This is a genomic window from Candidatus Phycorickettsia trachydisci, assembly GCF_003015145.1.
In the GTDB taxonomy this organism is placed as follows: Bacteria; Pseudomonadota; Alphaproteobacteria; order Rickettsiales; family Rickettsiaceae; genus Phycorickettsia; species Phycorickettsia trachydisci.
In genome coordinates this window covers 910,152-934,361 of sequence record NZ_CP027845.1, presented here as the reverse complement: position 1 = coordinate 934,361, position 24,210 = coordinate 910,152, and the positions used below count along the sequence as shown (strand labels likewise).

25 protein-coding genes are annotated in these 24,210 nt (G+C 34.1%); 18 read left to right on the top strand and 7 right to left on the bottom strand.

The window, feature by feature from the left end; all coding sequences use genetic code 11:
• On the top strand, positions 1–1,365 hold the full coding sequence (locus tag phytr_RS04175) for a Do family serine endopeptidase (protein WP_106874624.1): 1,365 nt from the start codon (positions 1–3) through the stop codon (positions 1,363–1,365).
• Positions 1,366–1,955: 590 nt separating this feature from the next.
• On the opposite strand, the gene phytr_RS04170 is transcribed toward phytr_RS04175, so the two are convergent.
• The 5 genes from phytr_RS04170 to phytr_RS04150 all read right to left on the bottom strand — a co-directional run bounded on the left by phytr_RS04170 (position 1,956) and on the right by phytr_RS04150 (position 7,533).
• Positions 1,956–3,815 carry an ankyrin repeat domain-containing protein gene (locus tag phytr_RS04170; RefSeq protein ID WP_106874623.1) on the bottom strand — a complete coding sequence of 620 codons (1,860 nt, stop codon included), beginning with the start codon at positions 3,813–3,815 and terminating at the stop codon, positions 1,956–1,958.
• Between the two features lie 72 nt (positions 3,816–3,887).
• A complete protein-coding gene (locus phytr_RS04165; protein ID WP_106874622.1) occupies positions 3,888–4,565 on the bottom strand; it encodes a 4-hydroxy-tetrahydrodipicolinate reductase in 678 nt (225 codons plus the stop codon).
• Entirely contained in the window at positions 4,558–5,898 is a 1,341-nt protein-coding gene (locus phytr_RS04160; protein ID WP_106874621.1) for a M23 family metallopeptidase, read from the bottom strand. The genes phytr_RS04165 and phytr_RS04160 overlap by 8 nt, the downstream gene beginning before the upstream one ends.
• Positions 5,899–5,929: 31 nt before the next feature.
• Positions 5,930–6,655 (bottom strand): substrate-binding periplasmic protein, encoded by a 726-nt coding sequence (locus phytr_RS04155; RefSeq protein WP_106874620.1) that lies wholly within the window; start codon positions 6,653–6,655, stop codon positions 5,930–5,932.
• Positions 6,652–7,533 carry a TIGR01459 family HAD-type hydrolase gene (locus phytr_RS04150; RefSeq protein WP_158706858.1) on the bottom strand — a complete coding sequence of 294 codons (882 nt, stop codon included), beginning with the start codon at positions 7,531–7,533 and terminating at the stop codon, positions 6,652–6,654. The genes phytr_RS04155 and phytr_RS04150 overlap by 4 nt, the downstream gene beginning before the upstream one ends.
• 86 nt (positions 7,534–7,619) lie before the next feature.
• Here phytr_RS04150 and gyrB point away from each other — a divergent pair, with 86 nt between their 5' ends.
• Genes gyrB through phytr_RS04135 form a run of 3 tightly spaced genes read left to right on the top strand, consistent with a single transcriptional unit; the run spans position 7,620 to position 11,379 of the window.
• Positions 7,620–9,974, top strand: coding sequence for a DNA topoisomerase (ATP-hydrolyzing) subunit B (gene gyrB, locus phytr_RS04145; RefSeq protein WP_106874618.1), 2,355 nt, complete (start codon positions 7,620–7,622; stop codon positions 9,972–9,974).
• Positions 9,975–10,700: a ribonuclease III gene (gene rnc, locus phytr_RS04140; RefSeq protein WP_106874617.1), complete on the top strand. Its 726-nt coding sequence runs from the start codon at positions 9,975–9,977 to the stop codon at positions 10,698–10,700. It begins immediately after the preceding gene.
• Positions 10,701–10,710: 10 nt separating this feature from the next.
• Positions 10,711–11,379, top strand: coding sequence for a class I SAM-dependent methyltransferase (locus tag phytr_RS04135; RefSeq protein ID WP_106874616.1), 669 nt, complete (start codon positions 10,711–10,713; stop codon positions 11,377–11,379).
• 11 nt (positions 11,380–11,390) lie between these two features.
• Here the strand turns inward: phytr_RS04135 and phytr_RS04130 are convergent, their stop codons facing one another.
• On the bottom strand, positions 11,391–12,119 hold the full coding sequence (locus phytr_RS04130) for a tetratricopeptide repeat protein (protein ID WP_106874615.1): 729 nt from the start codon (positions 12,117–12,119) through the stop codon (positions 11,391–11,393).
• A 207-nt stretch (positions 12,120–12,326) separates the two neighbouring features.
• Here phytr_RS04130 and phytr_RS04125 point away from each other — a divergent pair, with 207 nt between their 5' ends.
• The 6 genes from phytr_RS04125 (at position 12,327) to phytr_RS04100 (ending at position 16,684) form a co-directional block, all read left to right on the top strand.
• Positions 12,327–12,728 (top strand): DUF2660 domain-containing protein, encoded by a 402-nt coding sequence (locus phytr_RS04125; RefSeq protein ID WP_106874614.1) that lies wholly within the window; start codon positions 12,327–12,329, stop codon positions 12,726–12,728.
• Positions 12,729–12,732: 4 nt separating this feature from the next.
• Positions 12,733–13,308, top strand: coding sequence for a BON domain-containing protein (locus tag phytr_RS04120; protein WP_106874613.1), 576 nt, complete (start codon positions 12,733–12,735; stop codon positions 13,306–13,308).
• Positions 13,308–14,063 carry an ABC transporter ATP-binding protein gene (locus tag phytr_RS04115; protein ID WP_106874612.1) on the top strand — a complete coding sequence of 252 codons (756 nt, stop codon included), beginning with the start codon at positions 13,308–13,310 and terminating at the stop codon, positions 14,061–14,063. Before phytr_RS04120 ends, phytr_RS04115 begins: the two co-directional genes overlap by 1 nt.
• A 1-nt stretch (position 14,064) precedes the next feature.
• On the top strand, positions 14,065–15,150 hold the full coding sequence (mraY, locus tag phytr_RS04110) for a phospho-N-acetylmuramoyl-pentapeptide-transferase (protein WP_106874611.1): 1,086 nt from the start codon (positions 14,065–14,067) through the stop codon (positions 15,148–15,150).
• 141 nt (positions 15,151–15,291) lie between these two features.
• Positions 15,292–16,287, top strand: a complete 996-nt coding sequence (locus phytr_RS04105) for an ankyrin repeat domain-containing protein (protein WP_106874610.1) — start codon at positions 15,292–15,294, stop codon at positions 16,285–16,287.
• A 31-nt stretch (positions 16,288–16,318) separates the two neighbouring features.
• A complete protein-coding gene (locus phytr_RS04100) occupies positions 16,319–16,684 on the top strand; it encodes a hypothetical protein (protein WP_106874609.1) in 366 nt (121 codons plus the stop codon).
• A gap of 57 nt (positions 16,685–16,741) precedes the next feature.
• Here phytr_RS04100 and phytr_RS04095 read toward each other — a convergent pair whose 3' ends face one another.
• A complete protein-coding gene (locus phytr_RS04095) occupies positions 16,742–17,521 on the bottom strand; it encodes a succinate dehydrogenase iron-sulfur subunit (protein WP_106874608.1) in 780 nt (259 codons plus the stop codon).
• 541 nt (positions 17,522–18,062) lie between these two features.
• Between phytr_RS04095 and phytr_RS04085 the strand changes: the two genes are divergently transcribed.
• From phytr_RS04085 to rpsO, 8 genes are all read left to right on the top strand, one after another.
• Positions 18,063–18,656, top strand: coding sequence for a hypothetical protein (locus tag phytr_RS04085; protein ID WP_158706857.1), 594 nt, complete (start codon positions 18,063–18,065; stop codon positions 18,654–18,656).
• The gene (locus tag phytr_RS04080; protein WP_106874605.1) at positions 18,644–19,720 is read left to right on the top strand and encodes a tetratricopeptide repeat protein; all 1,077 of its coding nucleotides are present in this window, start codon (positions 18,644–18,646) and stop codon (positions 19,718–19,720) included. Before phytr_RS04085 ends, phytr_RS04080 begins: the two co-directional genes overlap by 13 nt.
• A gap of 103 nt (positions 19,721–19,823) precedes the next feature.
• Positions 19,824–20,714, top strand: coding sequence for a peptidylprolyl isomerase (locus tag phytr_RS04075; RefSeq protein ID WP_106874604.1), 891 nt, complete (start codon positions 19,824–19,826; stop codon positions 20,712–20,714).
• A gap of 55 nt (positions 20,715–20,769) precedes the next feature.
• A complete protein-coding gene (lpxD, locus tag phytr_RS04070; RefSeq protein ID WP_106874603.1) occupies positions 20,770–21,789 on the top strand; it encodes a UDP-3-O-(3-hydroxymyristoyl)glucosamine N-acyltransferase in 1,020 nt (339 codons plus the stop codon).
• A 2-nt stretch (positions 21,790–21,791) separates the two neighbouring features.
• Positions 21,792–22,235 carry a 3-hydroxyacyl-ACP dehydratase FabZ gene (gene fabZ, locus phytr_RS04065; RefSeq protein WP_199843750.1) on the top strand — a complete coding sequence of 148 codons (444 nt, stop codon included), beginning with the start codon at positions 21,792–21,794 and terminating at the stop codon, positions 22,233–22,235.
• A gap of 2 nt (positions 22,236–22,237) precedes the next feature.
• Positions 22,238–23,041: an LpxI family protein gene (locus phytr_RS04060; protein ID WP_106874602.1), complete on the top strand. Its 804-nt coding sequence runs from the start codon at positions 22,238–22,240 to the stop codon at positions 23,039–23,041.
• Positions 23,019–23,942: a tRNA pseudouridine(55) synthase TruB gene (truB, locus tag phytr_RS04055; protein ID WP_158706856.1), complete on the top strand. Its 924-nt coding sequence runs from the start codon at positions 23,019–23,021 to the stop codon at positions 23,940–23,942. Before phytr_RS04060 ends, truB begins: the two co-directional genes overlap by 23 nt.
• Positions 23,926–24,195 (top strand): 30S ribosomal protein S15, encoded by a 270-nt coding sequence (gene rpsO / locus phytr_RS04050; RefSeq protein ID WP_106874600.1) that lies wholly within the window; start codon positions 23,926–23,928, stop codon positions 24,193–24,195. Before truB ends, rpsO begins: the two co-directional genes overlap by 17 nt.
• Positions 24,196–24,210 lie beyond the last annotated feature (15 nt).

The window sequence follows — 24,210 nt, the reverse complement described above, 5'->3', positions numbered from 1 at the left end:
ATGAGAACTTTAAGTTTTTTATTTCTGTTATTGGTTAATTTATCAGTTGCAGGAGAGCCTAAAATCATAGAACCTGCAACTTTTGCAGACATAGTTGAGCCTCTAATTCCAACGGTTGTAAATATTTATACAGAGCAGTCTGTTAAAAATCATGGAACAAATCAACATTTTGATGAGTTTAAGGAGTTGTTTCGTTATTTTGATATGCCTTTTAATTTTGATGATGTTTACTCTAATCCTCAAGCGGTGTCTTTGGGTTCGGGTTTTATTATAGATAAACAAGGGTATATTGTAACAAATCATCACGTTGTAGATAAGGCTGATAAAATTAAAGTAAAGCTCTCTGATGGAACAGAGCTAGAAGCAAAGTTGGTTGGTAGTGATGTAAAAACTGACCTTGCTTTATTAAAGGTTAACGCTGGTAAAGATCTACCATTTGCCGTTTTAGGAGATGATGATAAAAATAGAGTGGGTGATTGGGTAATTGCCATAGGTAACCCTTTTGGATTTAATCATACGGTAACCAAAGGAATTATATCTTCAAAGGCAAGAGATATAGAAGATGCCAGCATAGTTAACAACTACATCCAAACTGATGCATCAATAAATCGCGGTAATTCTGGTGGTCCGATGTTTAATTTGAAGGGTGAAGTAATTGGTGTGACAAGTTCCATATATTCTCCTTCTGGATCGAGCGCTGGTATTGGTTTTGCGATACCATCTCAGACAGTCAAAAAGGTAACAGAGCAAATAAAATCTTTTGGTAAAGTTGCAAGAGGAATTCTCAATATACATATTTCACCTGTTACTCCAGATATGGTGGAAGCCTTAGGTTTAAAAAAGGATCAAAAAGGTGTTGTAGTCAACTCTGTGCAACATGGAGGTGCTGGTGAAAAAGCTGGACTAAAGCCTGGTGATATTATAATACAATTCAACTCAAAACCCGTTACTACTCCACGTGAGCTTCAGGTGTTAGTTGCTGATACTCCAATAGGTAGTATCACAAAAATTTCTGTCCTAAGAAAAGGAAAACAGGTTGATTTAACTTGTAAAATTGAAGCAGATGAGCCTACTCAAAATAAAGAAGCAAACAAAATTAGCCCAGTTGAACTAGAGATCAATGGCGTTGTGTTTGCTGACGTGGGTAAAAAGGGCGTAATAGTTTCCAAGATATCAAAAGACAGTATTTGGCGTTCTCTTAAGCAAGGAGATGTGGTACTTGGAGTCAATCAAGAAGAAGTGCATAATATCAAAATCCTTGAAGATTTATACAACAAAGCTAAAGCTAGAAAGAACCTGGTCCTTATGGTCAAGCGTAAAGGGGTTAGCATATTTTTGGTACTTCCAACATCTAAAAGTAAGTAAAGAAACCCTCTGCAAACGGTAGGATTCTTTATTATATGGCATTTGTTAAAGTTGTTAAGCCTTTTTGGTCTTGTAAATTATGATTTATTTTTGCTAAGAGTAATGATTCTGTCATTTCCTCATCGCGCCTATATCCACAGAGAGTATTAAAGGTGTTTTGTCCCAGAAAGCTTGTGAATCGACCCTAGTTGCTATTTCATGTAAAGCTGTTTTATTGTTCGAGTTTTGTGCATTAAGATTTGCTTTTTTAAATCAATTCTTTTACAGCATTTTCCCATCCCCTCTGTGCACATTCCATGGTTATAGTTTGGCTATAACAATTTGAATCTATTTCTATTTGCGATAAAAGTTTGATAATTTTGTTTCAAAGCTAATTATAGTTCTGGATCAGAAATTTTTACGATTATATGTTTTTTTGAGTTATCATGTACAACGGTCTTGGGTTTGAGGTTCTAAGAATTATAACGCTGAGAGTAAAAGAATGTAGTATCCCGTATATATTATACGACATCCTCATGACTGTGGTAACCTTGCTATAGTCAACTAATCTCAAATTTTGGAGGAGTTAAGCCTATAGAGCTGATGTAAGCTTATGCATGATCCTCTAAGGTGCCATTTAGATGCATAAGATGCTGATATATAGGTATTTCATTTATGAATTCGTGATCTTGATCCAAGTAATCAGTTAGAAAGTCTTTTAAAAAGTTTGTATCCTTAAAACTATTGCATTGAGATATACAAAATTTGATCCTGCCTTTAAACTCAGAAAGTGTAATTTCAGACCCAATATGTTCTAATATTAAATCAGTTTTATGACTTTTGAATACATCGACTGATTCTTCCAACCCAGGGATTATTTTTTGTAATGATTCATAAAGTTCAGGATTAGATTCTCTGTATTTATCTTTATTATCATCACAAAATTCGATCACGTTATATAAATCTGCGATGACTTTCGAAATATCTCCAATTTTTTTACCAGCAAAAGTTATTTTTAGTTCATCTAAATCTATACTATCCCAAGCTACTGCTAAATTTTTTATAATTTTCTGAGACAATTGAGTATACTGTGGATCGTCTGAAACTTCGCTAAAAGTGTTAAAAATATTGAGCCAAGCTTTTATTTTTTGATAAGGATTGCCTTGTTCCAATACAAACAACGTAGAGTTTAAAAAATAATTTCTTTGTTCTTCTTTTCCCCAATCAATAGAAGCAGCATGACTTAATAAGACTGATATGATGTCTTTTCGATCTATAGAGATAGCTTTATCTAAGATTGTTGTATTGTGTCTGTCTTCAGTATTTACGTTAGCTCCTAGCTTGATAAGATACTTTATTACTTCTAATTCTGGCTTAAAACTATCAACGGCCTCAAACAAAGGAGTTCGTTTAAATTTATTTAGGGAGTTTATGTCGGCACCAGCCTTAATAAGAATATCGATTGCTTGGTGATTACCGACATCTGCAGCCGTATGTAGAGGGGTCTGGTCGTATTTAGCGCGACTGTTGATGTCAGATCCAGACCCAATCAGTGTTCCTATCATTTCTATTGTTAAGTTTTTAGAACTGGCAGCTAAATGCAAAGGGGTCTTTCCATCATTATCTTTCGCATTTACGTTACTTCCATACTGAATCAAAGCCTTTATTGTATCTATTGTGGGATTTTTAGAGCGAACAATCGTATGTAAAGGAGTTTCACCCGATTGAGTTTGAGCATTTATGTCAGCTCCAGTCTTAATAAGAATTGGTATCACCACTGTTGAATAATTATACCATGCAGCCGTGTGTAAGGGAGTACTGTCATATTTATCTTTTGCATTTACGTTGGCTCCAGCTTTAATCAGAGCTGCGACTATTTCTATTTTGGGTTTACGATCTCCAATAGCTGTTTTTAAAGGTGTATCCCCATTTTTATCATGAGATTCAATATCGGCTCCACCTTTTATGAGAATATTTATTATTTCTAAATTATCTTTTGTGACAGCTAAATGTAACGGTGTTTTACCGTGCTTTTGTTTTACATTTGTGTCAGCTCCAGCCTTGATAAGGATGTTTACAGCATTTGTATCTTGTACACAAATGGCATAATGTAAAGGTCTATAACCTGTTGGTTCTGGTAAATTTACATCAGCCCCAGCTCTAATAAGAGTTTCCATTACTTCTAGGTTGGGATTGTCAGACGAAAGGGCGCTATGTAAAGCTGTCCCATGATATTTAGAGGAAGTATTAACATCAACGTCTTTAGCTAAAAGCTCTTTAACGATACATATATGACCTTTCTCTGCAGCCCAATGTAAGGGAGTTTGTAGCCTTTCATCTCTAGCACTCACATCAACTCCATCTGCAATTAATTCTTCTACTTTTATTAGGTTGTTGTCATAAACAGCTTCAAATAAAGCTTTTGTTTTGTTGTCTAAATGTTCAATACTTTCCTTTCTCCATTCTTCCATATATTAGAATTCTTTCTTTGATTTTATTAACCAATAATAACAAAAAAATATTACAGAGTATAGAAATTCTACTTATTTTAAATAATCTGTCATTCCGTAAAACCCTTGCGGCATAGAAGAAAGCCATTTAGCAATATTGATAGCCTCTATGGCAAACAAGGCCCTGGAAGTAGTTTGATGTTTGAGGGAAATGGTTTCTAACTTATTTGAGAAAGTTATTTCATGAGTGCCTAGTTCTTCTCCTTCCCTAATAGATGATATATCGACATTCTGATTGGGATTAACGCTTTTAATGTTTTTTTCAAGCATCAAGGCGGTGCCGGAAGGGGCATCTTGCTTGTGTTTATGATGAGTTTCTACAATACTTATATCGTAGCTAGATTCTAACATTTTACAAGCGCTTTTAAGTAACTGGCTAAGGGCAAAAACCCCGGGGCTCATATTTGCTGAGTAAAAAATTGGTATCAGCTTACTTGTTTGCTTGATTTCATTAAATAAATCTTCACTTAAGCCAGTTGTACCTATGAGTAAAGGTTTTTTATGATGGGCTGCTGCTTTTAGTAAAGGAATAATAGCTTGATGATTAGAAAAATCTATTACTACGTCACTTAAGCTAAACAAATCATCTAAGTTGCTATTTGTACTTCTTGAATATGCGTACGTAATAGTGATATCTTGGTTGCTCTCTGCTTGCTTTAAAATTTCCTTACAAACTTTGCCACTTGCTCCATGAAGGCCAATCTTAACCATTAGATGATGATGCAGTTTTGCCCAATACGTAGGTATCTTTTGTATCTAAGACCTTGCTTACTTCGTGTAAATAATCTCTATATTTTCTAAACTTTTTCACTTCAAGAGGAGAGAGTAAATTGGCTGTGCTAGTTTTTATAGATAATGGGTTAACTGCTCTGCCATTGATATGGACTTCGTAATGTAAGTGAGGTCCTGATGCAGTACCGGTCGCTCCTACATATGCTATAACTTTTCCTTGTTTTATCCTTGTGCCTGGTTTAATGCTTGGATGAAATTTGGAAATATGAGCATAAAAAGTACTTAAACTACTGTGATGTTTAATTTGCACAAAATTACCGTATCCTCCTTTGCGTCCCATTCCTGTTATAACGCCATCACCTGCTGCATATATCGGGGTTCCTCTTGGTGCTGCAAAATCAACACCTTTATGCATTCTAGTATACCCTAAAATAGGATGTTTACGGCTTCCGAAGTGGCTTGAAATACGAGTGGCTTGAATTGGATTTTTAAGTAAATTTTTCTTATAGGTATGGCCATCCTTTGAAAAGTATTCGGTTTGATTATTGCCCCAAGAATACCTGTAGAGAGGATATGTATTTTTGCCTAAAGAAAGCTTCGAAAAAGCGATATGTCCATAGTAAAACAAATTTCCTTCCACTTCTGCATATTTTTCGACAATCAGCTCAATTTTATCATTTGCTTTCACCTGTCTTTGAAAATCAATTTGATGACTGTAGGATTTAATAAGCTCATTAATTGAATTAAGAGGGATGTTTAATTTCTTTAAAGTATCAAAAAGCGAAGAGTTAATAGGGGAGCTGATTTTGACAAAGCTTTTCATGAGCTCGATAGATTGGTTTTGGATAATAAAATTATCATCTTTTTTAAATGCATCAAGCTGTAAGGAATTTTTGAAGCTATACAAACCTAATTGCCAGATATTAAACATATCTTCTTGGTCAGTATTTTTGAGAGTAATTTTCAGTTTATCTCCTTTGTAAACTTTCTGAGGAATCTTACGTTTTTTGAGTTCTTGTTCTAGTATTGTAACTTCTTTTGGATTAATACTTTTGCTTTTTAATAAAGCGCTAAGAAGCATATCCTGATTTACAACTATATCCAGGTGTGCTGTTTGATCAGGCTGTTGTTCGATGTCGTCATCAAGGTTTTCTTCTGTAGTCGTTTGATCAGAAAGGTTTAGGCTGGAACTTTTATCATTAAGAATGATGCTTACAGACATGAATACTGCGCATGATAAGCAGGTGATAAAAAATAATTTTGCTAAAGCTTTGTAATAATCAAAATTCCTTTTTAATTCATTAAAATACATTCTGATGCTAGCTTTTAAAAGTTACACCTACCTATCTTAACCACTTTTTAGCTAAAGAGTCAATAATACCTTTCTTCTTTAGTGAATCAATTGCAGCATTGACCTGTTTTTCCAACGGATCATTTTTTCTAAGCACTATAGATAAAGGTTTTCCAGGTTCTTTGATGTCAAAAGATTCAAGGTAAGTATACATGGATAAGAACCTTTTTACTTGAGGTTTTTCTAATAATAATCCATCAATCCTTCCGGCTTTTACATCTTCGACAAGCAATAAGTTATCCTCTATAGCCTTTATCCTTAAGTCTTTAATTTTCTTAGATAAATCAAATGCAAACAAATGCCAGTTAGATCCTGCTTGTACTCCTATAATTTTACCTTCTAAATCATTTAAGCTCTTGATTTTAAAATTTTTTTTCAATAAGAATGACATACTTGCATTGATGTATCCTTTAGAAAAGGTAACATTCTGACTTCTTTCTTTAGTAGCAGAAATGCCAGAGATAACAAGATCGATTCTATTAGAAGTTAGGGCGGGTAAAAGGCTTGAAAATTTCATGTTTTGAATTTTAACTTTCCTACCTAACTCTTCGCCGATAGCATTAATTAAGTCAACATCAAATCCGACAAAAAAATCCCTTTTAGTTTGATCTACAAATTCGAACGGTGGATTGTCTGCGCATATGCCTACTATTAAATCTTTTGCTGCAAAACTATAAATACTTAAAAATAGCGAAAGTATGATTGAGAGTATTTTCATAGCGATAATTTGATTAAATGAGTTGGATATATTTGATTTTGCCCGCAGTGCTTTTCTATAAGCTCAAATTTTTCTTGATCATTTTTAGCTCCTCTAAGTACAGTATGCATATTTCCAGTAAGTACTAAAGCAGAATCTATGCCTATGTTCTTAGCTCCTTTAACATCTGTGGCTAATGAGTCACCTATCATTACCATTTTATTTTTAGAAACTTGTGGATGAACTTTGAGAGCCTCTTCAAAGATATTTGCAAAAGGTTTGCCGCAATAAGTAACTTTGCCTCCCATTTTTTCATATTCTTCAGCAAACCATCCAGCGCAATATAGTGTATCTCCATTACCAGCTGGCGCTATTCTGTCGTTATTAGTGCAAATGGCTGGAACTTTATTTTTGATAGCAATGTGGAAGATTTCTTGAGTCTCGGAATTTAATTCTTTATCCAAGCTGCAAAGAGAAATGGCTAATAAGTTAGCTGATGATATATCTGTCGTAGTGCTGAAATTATACTTAGTCCATAAGGTGGTGTGATGTTCTTGACCAAAGTTATAAACCACAGGTTGACCTACGTTAAAATAATCTTTGGGATACTTTAAAATCCTTTGGGCAAGTTCTCCTGCGGTCATAAACATTTCTTCTTTGACATTTAAGCCATAGTCTTGGAATTTTTTGCAAGTATCTTCGTTATTTTGTGAAGTATTAGATACAAATAAGACCTTTTTTTTAGAAACAATGTTATTTACTACTTCTGCGGCTCCATCGTATAAACTTGAACTTTCTAACAAAACGCCCCATAGATCGAACAAAAATAAGTCGTATTTATCCATTAAATCGGTAATTTTGACAACTTGAGTATATTTTTTGTTAAAACTTAAAGACATTTTGTAACCTAGATATTTGCTATAGAACATTAATTATACTAAACTTAAGGGGTCAAATAAATATCGAATTGCTAAAGGGGGTAGAAATGAGTCAAAACTATACAGCTGAATCTATTAAAGTTTTAAAGGGTCTTGAAGCAGTTAAAAAAAGACCAGGGATGTATATCGGTGATACTGATGATGGCAGCGGATTGCATCATATGGTCTATGAAGTTGTGGATAATGCCATTGACGAAGCATTAGCTGGTCATTGCAATAAAATCTTAATAACCATTAATCAAGATGGTTCTGTTACCGTGGAAGATAATGGTCGAGGTATTCCTGTAGATATGCATGCTGAGGAGGGTGTGTCTGCTGCTGAGGTTATAATGACTCAACTGCATGCCGGTGGTAAGTTTGATCAAAATTCGTATAAAGTATCAGGAGGGTTGCATGGTGTTGGTGTATCGGTGGTAAATGCGTTATCTGATAAACTAGAGCTTACAATTTGGAGAGATAAAAAAGAATATCAAATTAGCTTTAGTGAAGGCTTTACAGATAATCCTTTAAAATGTATAGGGGATACAAATAAGAGGGGTACGCAGATTACATTCAAACCTTCTGCAAGCATTTTCAAAACAATTGAATTTAATTTTGAGATCTTAGAGCATCGTATCAAAGAGCTTAGCTACCTAAACTCAGGGGTTGAGATCATTATTACGGATAACAGAGGTCTTGCTCCAAAAGAGGTTAGATTTTTAAGTCAGGGGGGAATTAATGAGTACTTACAAGACTTGGATAAAGGTAAAAATGCTTTACACCACCCTATTTGTGCTAATGTGCCGATTGGAGATAATTTTGTAGGGGTGAGCTTTGCGATGCATTGGAATGACTCTTACCATGAAAATATCTTGTGCTTTACGAATAACATACGTCAGCGTGATGGTGGTAGTCACTTATCTGGGTATAAAGCAGGTCTTACGAAAGCCATTAATAAGTATATTGAAACAAATTCTCAGAAACTTAAAGTTAGCATCACAAGTGATGATATTAGGGAAGGGGTTTCGTGCGTATTATCCGTAAAAGTGCCAGATCCAAAATTTTCATCTCAAACTAAAGAAAAGCTTGTAACATCTGAAGTAAAGCCGATTGTGGAGCAGATAGTTGCATCACAAATATCTACTTGGCTTGAAGAGCATCCTCATGATGCAAAACTTATATTAAATAAAATTGTTGAAGCTGCTACTGCTCGTGAAGCTGCAAGGAAGGCGCGTGAAATGACGCGTCGTAAATCTAGCCTAGAAATTTCAAATCTTCCTGGTAAGCTTGCAGATTGTCAAGAAAAAAGCCCTGCCAAATCTGAGCTATTTATCGTTGAAGGAGATTCTGCTGGTGGTACAGCTAAGCAGGGACGTAGCAGGAAGTTCCAAGCAGTCTTGCCGCTTAGAGGCAAGGTGCTTAATGTTGAAAAGGCTAGATTTGATAAGGTTATTTTATCTGAGCAAATTGGCACTCTTATTACGGCTCTTGGGGCAGGTATTGGCAAAGATGATATGGATCTTGAGAAGCTTAGATACCATAAAATAATTGTTATGACCGACGCTGACGTTGATGGTTCTCACATCAGAACCTTGTTGCTCACTTTCTTCTATCGTCATATGAAAGAGGTAATAGAAAATGGATATCTCTATATAGCTCAACCTCCTTTGTATAGAGTGAAAAAAGGTCAGACGGAGGTATATTTTAAGAATGACCTAGAGTTGCAAAAATACTTTTTAGAGTCGGTGACGGAAGATTATAGAGTTAATGAGCTATCTCCAGAAGAATTCAAGCAGGTATTGCAAGATATAGCTGTATTTAAGGATCAAATCATTCGTCATGTTATAGATTTTGACAAGCAATTTGCAGAAATTTTGTGTATTCATCCTCAAGTTTTGCAAAGCATTCTTGAAGGAAATAGTGCGCCTTTGAACGATATATTTTTAAACATTAATTCAGATTTAAGGGCTCAGGTTGAAGATCAGATGTTGACTTTAATTAAAACCGTAAGTGGTATAGAAGAAAAAAGTCAGATCAAAATCTCAAGACTTAACTCGTCTGAATTTAAAAATTTAATATCTCTTGCTGAAAGTTTTTCAAAGTATTTTGTTTCAGGTATGAGCATTGTTAGTAAGTCTTTAGATACTAATACTTTTCACCTGCCATCTGAGCTTTTAGATTATGTGATTACAAAAGCCCAAAAGGGATATGCAATTCAACGCTTTAAGGGTCTGGGTGAAATGAGCGCGGAGCAACTTTGGGAGACTACATTAGATCCTGCAAGACGTACATTATTGAAAGTTACACTTGAAAATGAGGATGAAATTGAGAAGATTTTTTCTACACTAATGGGTTATGCGGTTGAGCCAAGGCGTGAATTTATTCAAGATAACGCTTTAAGAGTGAGCAATTTAGATATTTAGATGGAAGATCTTTTAAAGCATAAATACCAAGAGCTAGAATTATCTAAGCTAGAGCGAGCCTTAAATTATGATTTTAAAGATAAAGTCTTGTTAGTTAAGGCTCTTTGTCATCCTTCTTTAAAGCAACAATATGCTTTTAAGACTTACCTTGAAAAGCAAATATACGACTTTGAAAAATTAGAATTTATAGGAGATAGTGTTTTGGGGCTTGCGGTAATAGACCTATTATTAAAAACTTATCCGTATGAAGTTCACGGAGTTCTGGCAAAATTTAAAAATTATCTCGTATCTAAAAAAGTTGTCTCTTCTATTGCATCTAAGCTAAGGTTGTCTGAATTTTGGTTAATGAGTCATGGTGAAAAGCAATCTGGTGGAGAGGTAAACTTAAGTAATTTTGAAAATGCTTTAGAGTCATTGATTGGGGCAATATACATTGATTGCGGTGATACAAAAATTACCACTCCAATTATTCAAAAATTATGGCAAGAAGAGGTGCGGAATATAAAAAATGTGTCATTAGATCCAAAAGGTGCTTTGCAAGAACTTGCTCATATTAAACATTTAGGTATCCCTCAATATGAAGTGATAAGCAATAATAATGGATTATTTACTGTACGTCTTTCTTTGAATAATATGGATGCAGAGGGGTCTGCTAAATCGAAAAAAGAAGCAGAAGTACTTGCGGCTCAAAGACTTCTTGATTTACTGTCTATTAAACATAATTAGAAATCTAAAAATGTTAAAAAATTTCTATCTAATTATTAGTGTATTAATAGCTAGTTTTTGTCTGGCTGAGAAAGATGATAAGCATATTTTTTCAGATATATACAAAAATGATACTTGGTGTGGTGGATCAGGATCTGGTTCTGTTCCTAAAAATGCAATGCCGTATCTTGAACTTTTGCAAAAATTTTTCAATGACAAAAGGTTTAATACAATTGTAGATCTTGGTTGTGGTGATTGGCAGCTAATGGAGCGTATTATCATACCGAGGAAAAAATCCTATATGGGGTATGATGTGGTGCAAGAAGTTATAGATGCAAATAATAAACGATTTGCCAAACCGAATGTTCAATTTATTACTATAAATTCCTTGCAAGAGATTGAGCATGTGAGGGCTGATTTATTAATTGTGAAAGATGTACTGGCCCATTGGCCTAATTCTCGCGTACAATACTTTCTAACAAAGATCCTTCCAAATTATAAGTACGCACTTATTACTCACGATGTTACTGATGATTTTGGTAAGGAGGATATGAAAAATAGCGATATTAAATTAGGCTCTCATAGGCCGATAGATATAACATTAGAGCCTTTTAATCTCAAAAATACCACTGTGGTGCTGAAGTATAATAGCTTAGGGTATGATAAGATTTCATTTTTTTATGAAAACCCTATTTGGTAATTTTAGAGTACTTACTTGATATTAAGAATACGCTTGAGAATCATCATTTTGATGATTAGAAGAGGTTGATTATCTGGGTCAATTTTGAGTCCTTCGTTACATACTTTTCTAGCTTCTCCATATCTATTTAGCTGATATAAGGCCTTTGCTTTTCTATAATAACCAACTATGTTTTGAGGGCATATTTTAATTGCCTTATTATATTCGCTAATTGCATCTTGAATCCTGCCTAATGCTATTAGGGAATCTGATTTTTTAAAGTAGTATTCTAATTTTTTTGGATTGAGGGATATAGCTTTTTTGTAAACATTTATCGCATCCTCATGCTTTCCTAAAGCTGCTAGGGAATTAGCTTTGTTATAGTATGATTCTACGTTACGAGAACCAAAAGATTTAATGGCTGAATTATAACACTCTATAGCTTCTTCATGACGATCTTGTTTAGCTAAAGAGACGCCTTTATCATGATGAGCTAGCATATTACCGATTTGTATAGCATGTTCGTAAGCTTTAACGGCTTCTTTATATTTGCCTAATTTGGCTAAAAGCTTACCCTTATTGTGATAGGCGCTCATGGATGAGGGGTGAGCTTTGATAATTTTATCATATATTTTTAATGCCTCATGATACTTACCTGCTTTTTCTAATTTTGCTGCTTGCGACGAATATTCGGTTATCAATTTCTTATCTACTCCATGAGCATTAAAAAAGATAAAAAAAGCCAAGAGGAATTTAATCATAAATAAAACTTATAAATTAACCTTTATCTAATTTATAATCCCTTCGGTTCTTAAAATTTAGTACTAATGTTTAAATATGATGAAAAACCTTGTGATGATGCTTGCTTGGTACACTTTCATCAAATCTCATCATAATAGGGATATTTAGAGCCAGAAGATTTATAGGCTGTGATATTATTCATTCTGAGATAATCTTGAAAAATTTTTATGTATCAAATTAAAATCATACTTATCGTATTATTGGTTCCGGTTTTTATATATTCGGTAATATTGCTATTTAAGGCGATTGCTAGTGGAGCGGGATCAAGGGGTTATGTTAAAGCGGGTGATCCTGCTGCTCAAAAACTTTATGATGCAAAAAGAGATGAAAAATTACCGCCTAGTATTAGCTTGCAAAATAAAATAACATTGTCTTGGGAGTTTATTTATAATATAACTGAAAGGATATTGAAGCTTTTTACTCCTGATGATAGAAAACAAGTCCAGGAAGCTGGCAAGGTGTTGTTAGATTTTGGTACAAAATATGAGCATGTGCCTAAATATTCTATCACGAAAGAACAACTAGTAAGAGCTACAAAAAGTCAAAGCGGAAAAGAAATCTCAAGGTAGATAAATGAACTTTCTAATACATATAGCAATTATTTGCTTACTTTCTAGCTGTTCAGTTTTTGTTCCAACTAGCGTTGTGAAACTTGGTATGTCGGCAGCAAAGGATAAGACTATTGGTGAGTCAATTGATGATACAGCAATTGAAACAAAAATTAAAAAAGAGTTCTTAGTAAAGGACTTTAAGCATAAATTTGCCCGCATCAACGTTGAAGTTGTTAAGAGTAAAGTGTTACTTACGGGTGTTGTTGAGAGTGAAGAAGATATCGTTTCTGCAGTTGAAGTTGCTTGGGCTCAAAAGGGTGTAAAGGCAGTTGCTAACGAGCTTCAAGTAGATGAAAATAGCAAGAGTTTCGATCCAAAACAATATGCCATAGATACCTGGATTACCACAAGAGTAAAATCAAAATTATTCTTTGCTCGGGATATCAAGTTCGTTAATTATACGGTAGTTACCACGCGTAATGTTGTGTATATTATTGGCGTTGCAAGGTCTGAGGATGAGCTTACGAGGGTTACAGATATTGCTGCTAGAATCCAAGGAGTTGAAAAAGTTGTAAGCCACGTTAAGGTTGGATCATAATGTCTTTTATTCAAGCAAGAGGTTTGCGAAAAAGTTTTGGACGTCATAAAGTTTTAGATGGAGTTGATCTAGATATTCAAGAACAAAGCTCGCTAGTTATTATAGGAAGATCGGGTACGGGTAAATCTGTCCTAATTAAAACATTAATCGGTATTATTAAGCCTGATGGTGGTAGAGTTAAAATTAATGGTATAGATTTCTATGATGCGACTAAAGATGAAAAAAAAGGTATTGTAGATAATTTGGGATTTTTATTTCAGGGTGGCGCAATATTTGATTCTCTAAACGTTGAGGATAATATTACTTTCTCTGTTAATAGAGAGCAGTATTTAACTCCAGAACAAAAAAGTGATTTGGCTGTTGAAAACCTTGAAGCAGTAGGGCTTAGCTCGCAAGTATTAAAACTTATGCCATCTGAATTATCTGGGGGTATGTTGAAAAGAGTAGCTTTAGCCAGGGCTATTTGCGGTAAGCCAAAAATCATTATGTTTGACGAGCCCACAACAGGCCTTGATCCAATTATGAGTAACGTGATCAATGATTTGATTATGCAAATCAGAAAAAATTTAAAAGCAACCACCATTACCATATCTCACGATATGAATAGTGTTCGCCAGATTGCAACTGATGTCATTATGTTAGATGAAGGAAAAATTGTATGGCAAGGCACAGCAAAGGAGATGGAAAATACGGACGAGGAGCACGTTGACCAATTTATACACGGTAAGTTAGAAGGGCCTATGTCTTTGATATAATATGCTACATTACCTAATATCCGGTTATACCTCAAAATACCATTTAGCTAATTTACTACACTATCTCACATTACGTGGAGGTCTTGCAGCTTTTATCGCATTAATCACATCGATAATTTTTGGCGGAAGAATTATAGAGTATCTTAAAAAAACGCAAGTTTGCACTCAGCCTATTAGGGATGACGGGCCTCAGACACACCATGCAAAAGCTGGAACTCCGTCGATGGGGGGTGTGATGATTTTAGCTTCAACCACATTTGCTTGTTTTATATGCTGCGATTTAGCTAATCCTTTCGTGATTACGAGCTTATTTGTTTTTTTAAGTTTAGGGTTACTAGGTTTTATAGACGATTACCAAAAAGGTATACATAAAAATTCTAAAGGAATTAGACCGAGATATAAATTTGTTGTTCAGATTATTATAGGATGTATTGTATACCTTGCAGTTTCTCACCTTATTCCAAAGGAGCATAGCACAATATATTTTCCTTTCTTTAAGAATTTATATATCGATATTGGTATATTATTCTTGCCTTTTGTGATTTTTATGATTTCAGGATCGTCAAACGCTGTTAATTTGACAGATGGTTTAGATGGTCTTGCTATTGTTCCATTTGGAATGGCAACATGTTATTTTGGCGCAGTTGCTTATTTGATGGGCGTTAAACATTATGCCCAGTATTTGCATATTTTGCACGTTCCAGGAATCTCTGAGCTATTTATCGTATGTAGTAGCTTAATAGGAAGTAGCATAGGATTTTTATGGTTTAACTCCAAACCTGCGGAAGTATTTATGGGCGATACGGGAAGTCTTGCCTTAGGTGGGTTTCTGGGGGTTGTTAGTATTTTAACCAAGCAGGAATTTATGCTTGCTATCGTTGGAGGTGTATTTTTAGTTGAAACCTTATCCGTTATTATTCAAGTTTCTTATTTTAAAATGACAGGTGGTAAAAGGATTTTTAAAATGTCTCCGCTGCATCATCATTATGAAAAACTTGGAATGTCCGAAACTAAGATAGTAATTAGGTTTTGGATAATATCTTTATTACTACTTATCGTAGCTTTTATTGCTCTGAAGGTTAGGTAGACATATCTTATTTATAAGAATAAACCATCTTTGTGATTTTATTAATAAAAATTTTTAATGATGTAAGATTAATACTTGCATTTTTATAATTAATAATTTAAATTTATTGAAAGTAAATTTAAATTATTAAAAGGATATTTTATGAGCATACATGATTATCTTATTGGGCAGATTGACGAACAGAATATTGAAGGAGTTAAAAAAGCTATCCAACTCGGAGCCGATCTGAATGATTCAAGTTGCCATAAGAATCCTATTAGTGAAGCAGCTAAAAAAAATAATATTGAAATTTTGACATTATTAAAGGATGCTGGAGGAGATGTTAATCTACAGTATGGACCTAATAAAGTCTTTCCTTTGTATCAAGCCTGCTCTCGGGGAGCTAATGTTGGGGCAAAGTGGCTTGTAGATAATGGGGCTAATGTTGATCTGAAGACAGATGATGGTGCCACTGCTATGTATGTAGCTGCTTCTAAAGGCAATGTTGATCTAATTGAGTTTTTGAGGTGTAACGGTGATAATAGTATTGACCTTGGGGTGAAAAATTATGGTTTGGATTATACTCCAATTCAAATAGCTGCGCGGAATGGTCATCTTAAAGTACTTCAATGGTTTGAAGATCAAGATATAAATATTCAAGCTGATTCCTTAGTTAATCCTGCTGCAAGAGGTAATGCAACTAACGTTTTGGAATGGTTAATACTTAGGGGAATTGATGTAGGGGGTGGAAGTGCTCTTGGCGAGGCTGCCTTAAGTCGTTCTTTAGATGTTGTAAAATTACTTTTTCATCACGGTGCTGATGTAAATGGAAATCACTTTAATCCTCTCAATGAGCTTTTAAATCGTCAATGTACATCAGACTATAAGATAATTTCATTGCTATTAAGTTTAGGTGGAGATTTAGATCTATCAAATAATTTAAGACGAAGTTTTTTAATGGAGCATATAGATGAAATACTTGAAAGTGGTAGCACAAGAGATGAAATAAGTGGGGGGCTAAATATTTTAAAGACCATGAACAATTTAAGAAATGTTCCTGGTGTGCAAGAATTTATGTATGGACTCGCTGCAAGATTGCTCGTAAGAATTAATGACTTTGTGGAGGTTCCTCTCTCAAAGACTGCTACAAATAGTTAAAAAGCAGGATGAGTGTAAAAACCTCATATCTATGTCTTCAGGAATTAGTCAAGAGTTGCTTATTAGATATGGTTTGAAGGAGCCATTAAATAATTTATCGGATCAAACAAAAAATGTTATACATTCTTTAGAGATGGATAAATTAAAGCTCATAGACAGTTCAGTTCCAAATATTAAATTTAGTTCGGTTGCTGCTTCTGAAGCTTCTGTAATTGATGAAGTGATTCACTCAATAGCTTCAGGCCTTAATGCTATTGAGCAGACGGCCTTAGTATTGGTAAGTAAGCCTGGTGTCAAAAATGCTCCAAGCATTGATATTTCTAGAGAAGATACGGTTGATTGTTTAGGAGTCTCTCCAATAGTAGAAGGAGAAGAAGCATCTTTATGTGATTCTTGAAATTGAGCAGCTTTCAATTAAGCAGGCTCTGTAAAGGTTCTTATTAGATGCGGATAGTTAGAGAGATTTCTTCTCGACTATCATATTCTTAATTTCGCCTATTTTTTGTCCTGGATTCAGACCTTTAGGGCAAGTTTTAACGCAATTTAGGATTGTATGGCATCTGTAAAGCTTAAATGGATCTTCTAAGTTATCTAGTCGCTCATTTTTGGCAGAATCTCTTGAATCAACGAGCCACCTATATGCTTGAAGTAATATGGCGGGGCCTAAGAATTTATCACTATTCCACCAATAGCTTGGGCATGCAGTACTGCAACAAGCACATAATATGCACTCATATACTCCGTCTAGTTTCTTTCTATCTTCGATAGATTGTAAGCGCTCAGATTTACTTGGAGGTTTTTCATTATTTTTGAGCCAAGGCTCAATTGATGCATATTGCGCATAGAAATAAGCCATATCCACGACTAAATCTTTGATCACTTGCATATGAGGTAAGGGATAAACTTTTACATCTCCTTTTATATCAGATATGCTTTTGGTGCATGCTAAAGTATTTGTGCCATCAATATTCATGGAACAACTACCGCATACTCCTTCTCTGCAAGATCTTCTGAAAGTTAAAGATGAATCGGTTTCATCCTTGATTTTAATTAATGCATCTAGCACCATGGGTCCGCAGTTAGCTAGATCAATTTCAAATTCATCTAACCTAGGGTTACCATCGCCATCATATCTATAAATCTTAAATTTTTTAACTTGACCAGAATTATTTTTAACAGAATGCGTTTTACCTTTTAAGACGCGTGAGTTTTTGGGTAGTACAAATTCAGCCATTGTTTTTATTTTTTTGCATGGTTCCTATTATAGTCTTTTTTTACATATATCAAACTAGAGTTATAGATTTAATATTTGATATTGTTATATTTAATTTTATCTGCGACTATTTTACCAAGATGGAGTTATATAATTTGCGCTTGTTAAAATTGGAAAATCTTGATTCAATTACCAAAGAAAAACCTTCTCTCTTAACGGATGAATGGTGCGGTGTATAAGGAATTGTTCTTAGTCTTGAAAATTTAGAATAATTTTGATAAATATTTATTTTGAGAGGCCCATTGTATCTTTTAAGTAACATTGTGAAAACTAAATAGTTTGGTCAAGATGAAAGCCTCAAAATTTACAAAGGGCGTTGTAGAATAAATTTGCTAACTAACTTTAAATAAAAATTATCTCAGATGAATCTTACAATACTGTTCTGCTTATATTAGTAAATAATGCAAAAACTGCTGTTAGGTTGTGTGAGAAAAATGTTATCATTAAAGATATAGAAAATATAATATTTGTTAAAAATGGTAGAGTTATTACCAAGGATATTATGAGTAGTTTTTTAGCTAAGTTTTTCAAGATCCTTGTAGCAATCGTAATCTTAATCTGTAGCGCATACTACATTATATATTTTTACTCAGATTCTTTGGTTTTTGTTAAGGATTTTGATAGACAAAATCAGTTAAAAGAAGGGCCGCAAGATACCGATAATCAAAACTTAGAGCGTAAAGAACATCAAAATACAGATAATTTAAAATCTCATAATTCATCAGAGAAGGTTATTCCAGAAGTAAAACCGCAAAACCATATAAAGTTAGAAGAATACTCTTCATGCTTAGAAGCATTTGATGCTTTTAATTCCATTACAATAAATTTTTTTGCAGATAAACCCTGTAGCAATGAAGTAACTTTACTAAAGTCTTTTAATTCTTCTGCAATGATTCAGGCAATTTTAGACGAGGTAGCTGATGCGTGTCATGTAGAGGTGCAAGATCTCATAGAAAATCAAGTGTTGTCTAAAATGTTGCAGATTAAAAAACTTTCGCCTCAACCATCGTATAGAAAAACAAGATTTATAGCTAAAATGGCTAAACTAAAAATGTACTTTTTTTCAGAAGATTTTATCAAATTATGCAAGAAATGAGAATTTTAAAAACATTCTTTTTTTTATCTTTGATTTTGCTCTTACTAGGCTTACTTGCTTATGTACAGAGCTACAGCAGCGTAGTGGAGATTAGATTTGGACAATATGTTGTTTTGGTAAATTTAATTGTTCTAATATTACTTTTATTGGCTTTGAAATTTGCTATATATGCTTTGATCCATACTATTAGAATGCCATTTGTATTATTTCGTCATGCTATTGATAAGGCTAAGCAAATAAAAGAACAAAAATTGATGAAGCAAGTTTGTGACTTAACTCATCAGGTATTATTGGGTTCAACTGATAATGTACAAAAAACTATTTCAAAACTTTTAAGTAATAGTGATCTACCTAAGGATGTGGATGAGCATTTAAGAATTTTATTATTGAAGATTGATACAAGTTTTAATACAAAACTATATTATACTAAGGAGATTTTGAGTGGCTCCAGTCCATATAAATTTTTAATCGCACGTAATTTAGCTTCTCAGGCTTTGAAGGAAGAGTCATATCATTATAGTTTAGAACTCGCTTCAACCGCTTTTAAACTAAATGATAAAGACCCTGATTTGCTTGAGTTAATGATAGATATTTATGCAGCCTTAGAGTCTTGGAATAAGATGGAAGAGATGATGAGGTTATTAGATAAGGTGGATAAAGAAAGAATGGCGTCAATTAAAGATAAGATAAGTGATTACTACCTCAAGGCAGCTAAGCAATTTATAGGTTTGGGTCAAATAAGTGATAGTGGTTATTATTTGAAAAAATGTCTTGAATACAAACCTGATTTTATCGAGTGTATAGAATTGATATCTCAGATTCAAATTGAACTTAAAGGTTTTTCTTTACAAAAAATTATAGAAGATGCGTTTGCTCTTAGACCTGACTTTGCGTTGTTTAAAATTTACTATAAGCATTTTAAAAACAGTATGTCTTCGGAGGATATGTATAATAATTTATCTAAAGATCTAGATAAAAGTCACCATGTTGGAATTTTAATATCTATAGCATATTTTTTAAATATTAAGAAAGAGCTTGATAGTATGGTCCTACCTTTCGTGTAATTAAGTACTTAAAAAACGAATTAGTTAGCTATCACCACTTGAGATCTAGATCTTAATTGAATATAGTGGGGAGGTATAACTAAATTTAGAGTACTTAAATATTATGCTTAAATCTTTTAGAACATTTTTACTTGCAGCATCTATTGCATCATCCTGCTTTGCTGCTGATACTACAGATCCAGTAATCGCAACTTTTAGTCAAGGCGACGTGAAGGTTTCGGAGGTTATGGTAAGATATACTGGACTTTTTGAAAGTAACCCTAATTTCAAAGGTAAAACTTTTCAGGATCTCCCATATGAGATGCAAAAGCAGCTTCTAACAAATTATATTAACTCAAAGCTTATAGAAGTTGAGGTTCAAAACAGTAAAGTGCAAGATACTCCTGAATTTGCTTCTCAATTGGATAATGCCAAGAAGCAGATAGCCCAGGGTTTATTTCTTGATAATATAGTAAAATCAAAAGTTTCAGACAAAGATGTGAAGGATGAAGCTGCTAAGCTTAAGAATCAATTAAAAGATAAAGAAGAGGCTAAGATCAAGCATATTCTTGTCGGATCTAAAAAGGAGGCAGAAGATGCTAAGAAAAAAATCCTTAAAGGAGAGAAATTTGATGCTTTAGCTAAAAAATTATCTACAGATGAAAGCTCTAAAGCTTCTGGTGGAGAATTAGATTATATAACTCAAGAAGGTTTTGAGCCAGAATTTGGAAATAAAGTTTTTGGCATGAAAAAAGGTGAAGTATCAGGTCCAATCCAAAGCAGCTTCGGTTGGCATATAGTCCAAATGGTTGACAAAAGAAAAGTCCAAATGCCTACTGATGATCAGCTAGAATCTGTAGCTCGTAACAATTTAAGTAGAGTGGCTTTTGATAAATATATGGAAGAGCTTTCTACAAAGGCAGGTGTTAAACTTTTGTTAGAAGAGAAAAAAGAAGAAGCGCCTAAAAAGGAGGAACCTAAGAAAGAAGCTCCTAAAGACAAATCATCTAAGTAACTTTTTATAACTTCCTTACCTTAAAAAGTAAGGAAGTAACTATATTATTTTTTATATGGCAGACTCTAGATTTTATGAGACTTTAGGTCCGTTTAGTCTTGAATACGTATTAAACCAACTTGGAGGAGTAGTTAAGCACCAAATTCAAGACTCATCATCTATAATAATTAAAGGGGTTGCTTCTTTGGAAAATGCTGGAGAGGGAGATGTTTCAATTTTTGCTCAAAGTAAATATAAGGATGCCTTTCTAAACACCAAAGCTTCTTGCTGTATCACTAATCTAGTTCAAGATAAAGATCTAACACACACTTTATTGATAGAAACAACTAACCCTTATTATGCTTTTTCGGAGGTTATTAAGATGTTTCATAAAGACTTGGTTTCTAGTAGTAAAGAAAATGTATCAAGTAAAGCTAAGATAGGAGGAAATTGTCGCATTGGACATAACGTAATTATAGAGGATAACGTTGAGATAGGGGATAATTGCATAATTGATTCGTGGAGTGTAATTCGAATAGGCTCTGTTATAGGAGAGAATTCTCACATAGGTGCAAATTGTTATATCTCGCACAGCATTATCGGCAAGAGAGCGATTATTTTTCCTGGAGCATGTATTGGACGTGAGGGGTTTGGAATAGCTACTGCTGATGGGAAGCATAAGAAAATATTTCATATCGGAAGGGTTATTATAGGAGATGATGTAGAAATTGGAGCAAATAGTGTAGTTGAAAGAGGTTCTATAAGTGATACAATAATTAGTGATATGTGTAAAATATCTCACTTGGCTTTGGTAGGGCATAATGTATCTTTGGGATATGGATGTGTTGTTGTTGGGCAATCTGGTATTGCTGGTAGTACCTCTTTGGGGAAATATTGTAGTCTCGGAGGACAAGCTGGGATTTCTGGACATTTAAAAATTGCTGATGGAGTACAAGTGGCTGCAAAATCAGGGGTAATTCGTGATATTACCGAAAATGCGCAAGCGGTTGGAGGATACCCTGCTATACCAATTAAAGATTGGCACAAACAAACAGTAATTTTGCAAAAAATTATAAAAGATAAAGATATTAGCTAATTATGGAAAATATTGATATTACTGAAATATTAAAGGTTTTGCCTCACAGGTATCCTTTTGTTTTGATAGATAAAATTACTAGTTTAGAAAAATCAAAGAACATAGTAGCTATTAAGAACATCACAATTAATGAGCAATTTTTTCAGGGACATTTTCCCGGTAAACCAACTATGCCCGGGGTTCTTATAATCGAAGCAATGGCGCAAGCTGCTGCAATGCTAGTTGCTAAAAGCTTGGATCTTTCGGCCGAAAATTCAATTCCTTATCTTGCAGGTATTGATAAGGCGCGTTTTAGACGTGTTGTTGTTCCTGGGGATGTGTTAACTATTGATGTTAGCATTGTGCAAAAAAAGGGGAGCATTTGGATTGCAGCTGGCAGCGCTAAAGTTGGAGAGGAGTTGGCAGCAGAGAGTTCTTTGATGGCTGCGATTAAGACTAATTCTTAAAGATGAGTATTGGTATTTTAGCTGGAGGGGGTAATTTACCACAAATACTTGCTACAAATGCAGCAAAACAAGGCAGAGAAGTTAGCGTTATTGCGTTAGATGGATTTGCATCTGTCGATGATTTCCAAGATTACAATTCTGCTCAACTCAAAATAGGGCAGGTTAAAAAAATCATTCAGTTTTTGCAAGAAAATAACGTAAAGGAAGTCGTATTTGCGGGAAAGGTAACCAGGCTTAAGTGGAGTAGCTTATATGTTGATAGTTTAGGAAGTAAGTTGCTTGCAAAAATTGCTATAAATAAAGTTTTAGGAGACGACAAACTGCTTAATATTATTATGAAGTTTGTTGAAGAATATAATTTTAAAGTCATATCGCCTTTAGATCTTTTAGGTTCACAGGATATTAATACCAAAGCTAAGCCATCTAAGAATGATTTAGAGGATATTAAGCTAGGTTTAGAAGTGCTTGAAGCAATAAGTGTCTTTGATATAGGTCAGTCGGTGATTGTAGAAAATGGTTATATCCTTGGTATTGAAGGAGCAGAAGGTACTGATGAGCTAATACTAAGGACTCAGAATCTCAAACGCCATGATGCGCCATCTGGAGTTTTGGTGAAAGCATTTAAGTCTACTCAAAATTCTAAATTAGATATACCTACAATCGGCCCTACTACGCTAGAAAATGCTATTGCAGCTGGATTAAAAGGTATAGCGATTGGCAGAGATAAGGTGATTATTTTAGAGGCTGATAAAATGCAAGATTTAGCTAATCAGGCAAATATGTTTGTTTTTAAAGAAAATGCTTGATGGCTGGTTGAATATTGATAAGCCTTTAGGAGTCAGTTCTGCTTATGTTGTGCGCCGAGTTAAAAAATTACTACTTGAGGGAGGAGTAAAAGTTAAAGTTGGACATTGCGGTACATTAGATCCTGCTGCAAGTGGCGTTCTTCCCATAGCTATAGATGAAGCTACAAAGCTTAGTAATTACGTTACAGGCAGCAAGAAAACGTATATTTTTACCATTCAGTTTGGCGCCAAAACTGATACTGCAGATAAAGAAGGCGAAGTTATTGAGACTACTTCTAATTTTCCTGCTACTAGAGATGTATTGGAAAAAGTAGCAAGTAAATTTATAGGAAAATATATGCAGCGTATTCCGACATATTCTGCTGCAAAACTTAAAGGTAAACCTTTTTATTTACTTGCACGTCAAGGTTTAGAAGTTCCTGAGCGAAGTAAATTAGTTGAAATTTTTGATTTAAAGCTCATAGATTGTGATTTAGATAAACGTGCAGCGACTTATGAAGTGGAATGCTCGAAAGGTAGTTATGTAAGAACTTTGGCTGAAGATATATCATCTAGTTTGCAAACTTTAGGTTTTGTGATAGAATTAAAGCGGATAAAAGTATTGCATCTAGCAATAAAGGATTCAATTCCTTTTAGTGCTTTGGAGCAAAAAGATGCCTTGAGCAAAATAAAATTTTTGGAAACAGAAAGCTTAATTTCTCATATTCCAAGCATAAGCGTAACGTTGCAAGAGGCAAGAAATGTTTTGCAAGGCAAGCAGCTATACTTAAATATGCCTGATTTGGACTTGCTGTGGCTTGCGTATAATAGGCGCATAGTTAGTATTGGCCAAATAAAAAATGGCATATACCATATTTTTTGTAATTTTAATTTGATAAATAAGAATGTCGATAACAGCTGAAAGAAAAAAAGAATTAATTAATGAATTTGCTGTATCTAACAATGATACAGGTTCTGTAGAAGTGCAGGTAAGTGTTTTAACTGAAAGGATTCATAATCTTACTGCGCATGTAAAAGACCGCAAAAAAGATTTCTCATCAACAAGGGGGCTAATTAAGCTTGTAGGTAAGAGAAGAAGACTACTAAATTATCTGAAAGATAAAGCCGTAGATCGCTACAATAGTTTAATAGCAAAATTAGGACTTAAAAGATAAGTTTTTTCCCAAATC

Bases quoted from the DNA above. Each gene is read 5' to 3' on its own strand.
- phytr_RS04175 (WP_106874624.1), top strand. From the start codon at position 1: ATGAGAACTTTAAGTTTTTTATTTCTGTTATTGGTTAATTTATCAGTT.
- phytr_RS04170 (WP_106874623.1), bottom strand. From the start codon at position 3,815: ATGGAAGAATGGAGAAAGGAAAGTATTGAACATTTAGACAACAAAACA.
- phytr_RS04165 (WP_106874622.1), bottom strand. From the start codon at position 4,565: ATGGTTAAGATTGGCCTTCATGGAGCAAGTGGCAAAGTTTGTAAGGAA.
- phytr_RS04160 (WP_106874621.1), bottom strand. From the start codon at position 5,898: ATGTATTTTAATGAATTAAAAAGGAATTTTGATTATTACAAAGCTTTA.
- phytr_RS04155 (WP_106874620.1), bottom strand. From the start codon at position 6,655: ATGAAAATACTCTCAATCATACTTTCGCTATTTTTAAGTATTTATAGT.
- phytr_RS04150 (WP_158706858.1), bottom strand. From the start codon at position 7,533: ATGTCTTTAAGTTTTAACAAAAAATATACTCAAGTTGTCAAAATTACC.
- gyrB (WP_106874618.1), top strand. From the start codon at position 7,620: ATGAGTCAAAACTATACAGCTGAATCTATTAAAGTTTTAAAGGGTCTT.
- rnc (WP_106874617.1), top strand. From the start codon at position 9,975: ATGGAAGATCTTTTAAAGCATAAATACCAAGAGCTAGAATTATCTAAG.
- phytr_RS04135 (WP_106874616.1), top strand. From the start codon at position 10,711: ATGTTAAAAAATTTCTATCTAATTATTAGTGTATTAATAGCTAGTTTT.
- phytr_RS04130 (WP_106874615.1), bottom strand. From the start codon at position 12,119: ATGATTAAATTCCTCTTGGCTTTTTTTATCTTTTTTAATGCTCATGGA.
- phytr_RS04125 (WP_106874614.1), top strand. From the start codon at position 12,327: ATGTATCAAATTAAAATCATACTTATCGTATTATTGGTTCCGGTTTTT.
- phytr_RS04120 (WP_106874613.1), top strand. From the start codon at position 12,733: ATGAACTTTCTAATACATATAGCAATTATTTGCTTACTTTCTAGCTGT.
- phytr_RS04115 (WP_106874612.1), top strand. From the start codon at position 13,308: ATGTCTTTTATTCAAGCAAGAGGTTTGCGAAAAAGTTTTGGACGTCAT.
- mraY (WP_106874611.1), top strand. From the start codon at position 14,065: ATGCTACATTACCTAATATCCGGTTATACCTCAAAATACCATTTAGCT.
- phytr_RS04105 (WP_106874610.1), top strand. From the start codon at position 15,292: ATGAGCATACATGATTATCTTATTGGGCAGATTGACGAACAGAATATT.
- phytr_RS04100 (WP_106874609.1), top strand. From the start codon at position 16,319: ATGTCTTCAGGAATTAGTCAAGAGTTGCTTATTAGATATGGTTTGAAG.
- phytr_RS04095 (WP_106874608.1), bottom strand. From the start codon at position 17,521: ATGGCTGAATTTGTACTACCCAAAAACTCACGCGTCTTAAAAGGTAAA.
- phytr_RS04085 (WP_158706857.1), top strand. From the start codon at position 18,063: ATGAGTAGTTTTTTAGCTAAGTTTTTCAAGATCCTTGTAGCAATCGTA.
- phytr_RS04080 (WP_106874605.1), top strand. From the start codon at position 18,644: ATGCAAGAAATGAGAATTTTAAAAACATTCTTTTTTTTATCTTTGATT.
- phytr_RS04075 (WP_106874604.1), top strand. From the start codon at position 19,824: ATGCTTAAATCTTTTAGAACATTTTTACTTGCAGCATCTATTGCATCA.
- lpxD (WP_106874603.1), top strand. From the start codon at position 20,770: ATGGCAGACTCTAGATTTTATGAGACTTTAGGTCCGTTTAGTCTTGAA.
- fabZ (WP_199843750.1), top strand. From the start codon at position 21,792: ATGGAAAATATTGATATTACTGAAATATTAAAGGTTTTGCCTCACAGG.
- phytr_RS04060 (WP_106874602.1), top strand. From the start codon at position 22,238: ATGAGTATTGGTATTTTAGCTGGAGGGGGTAATTTACCACAAATACTT.
- rpsO (WP_106874600.1), top strand. From the start codon at position 23,926: ATGTCGATAACAGCTGAAAGAAAAAAAGAATTAATTAATGAATTTGCT.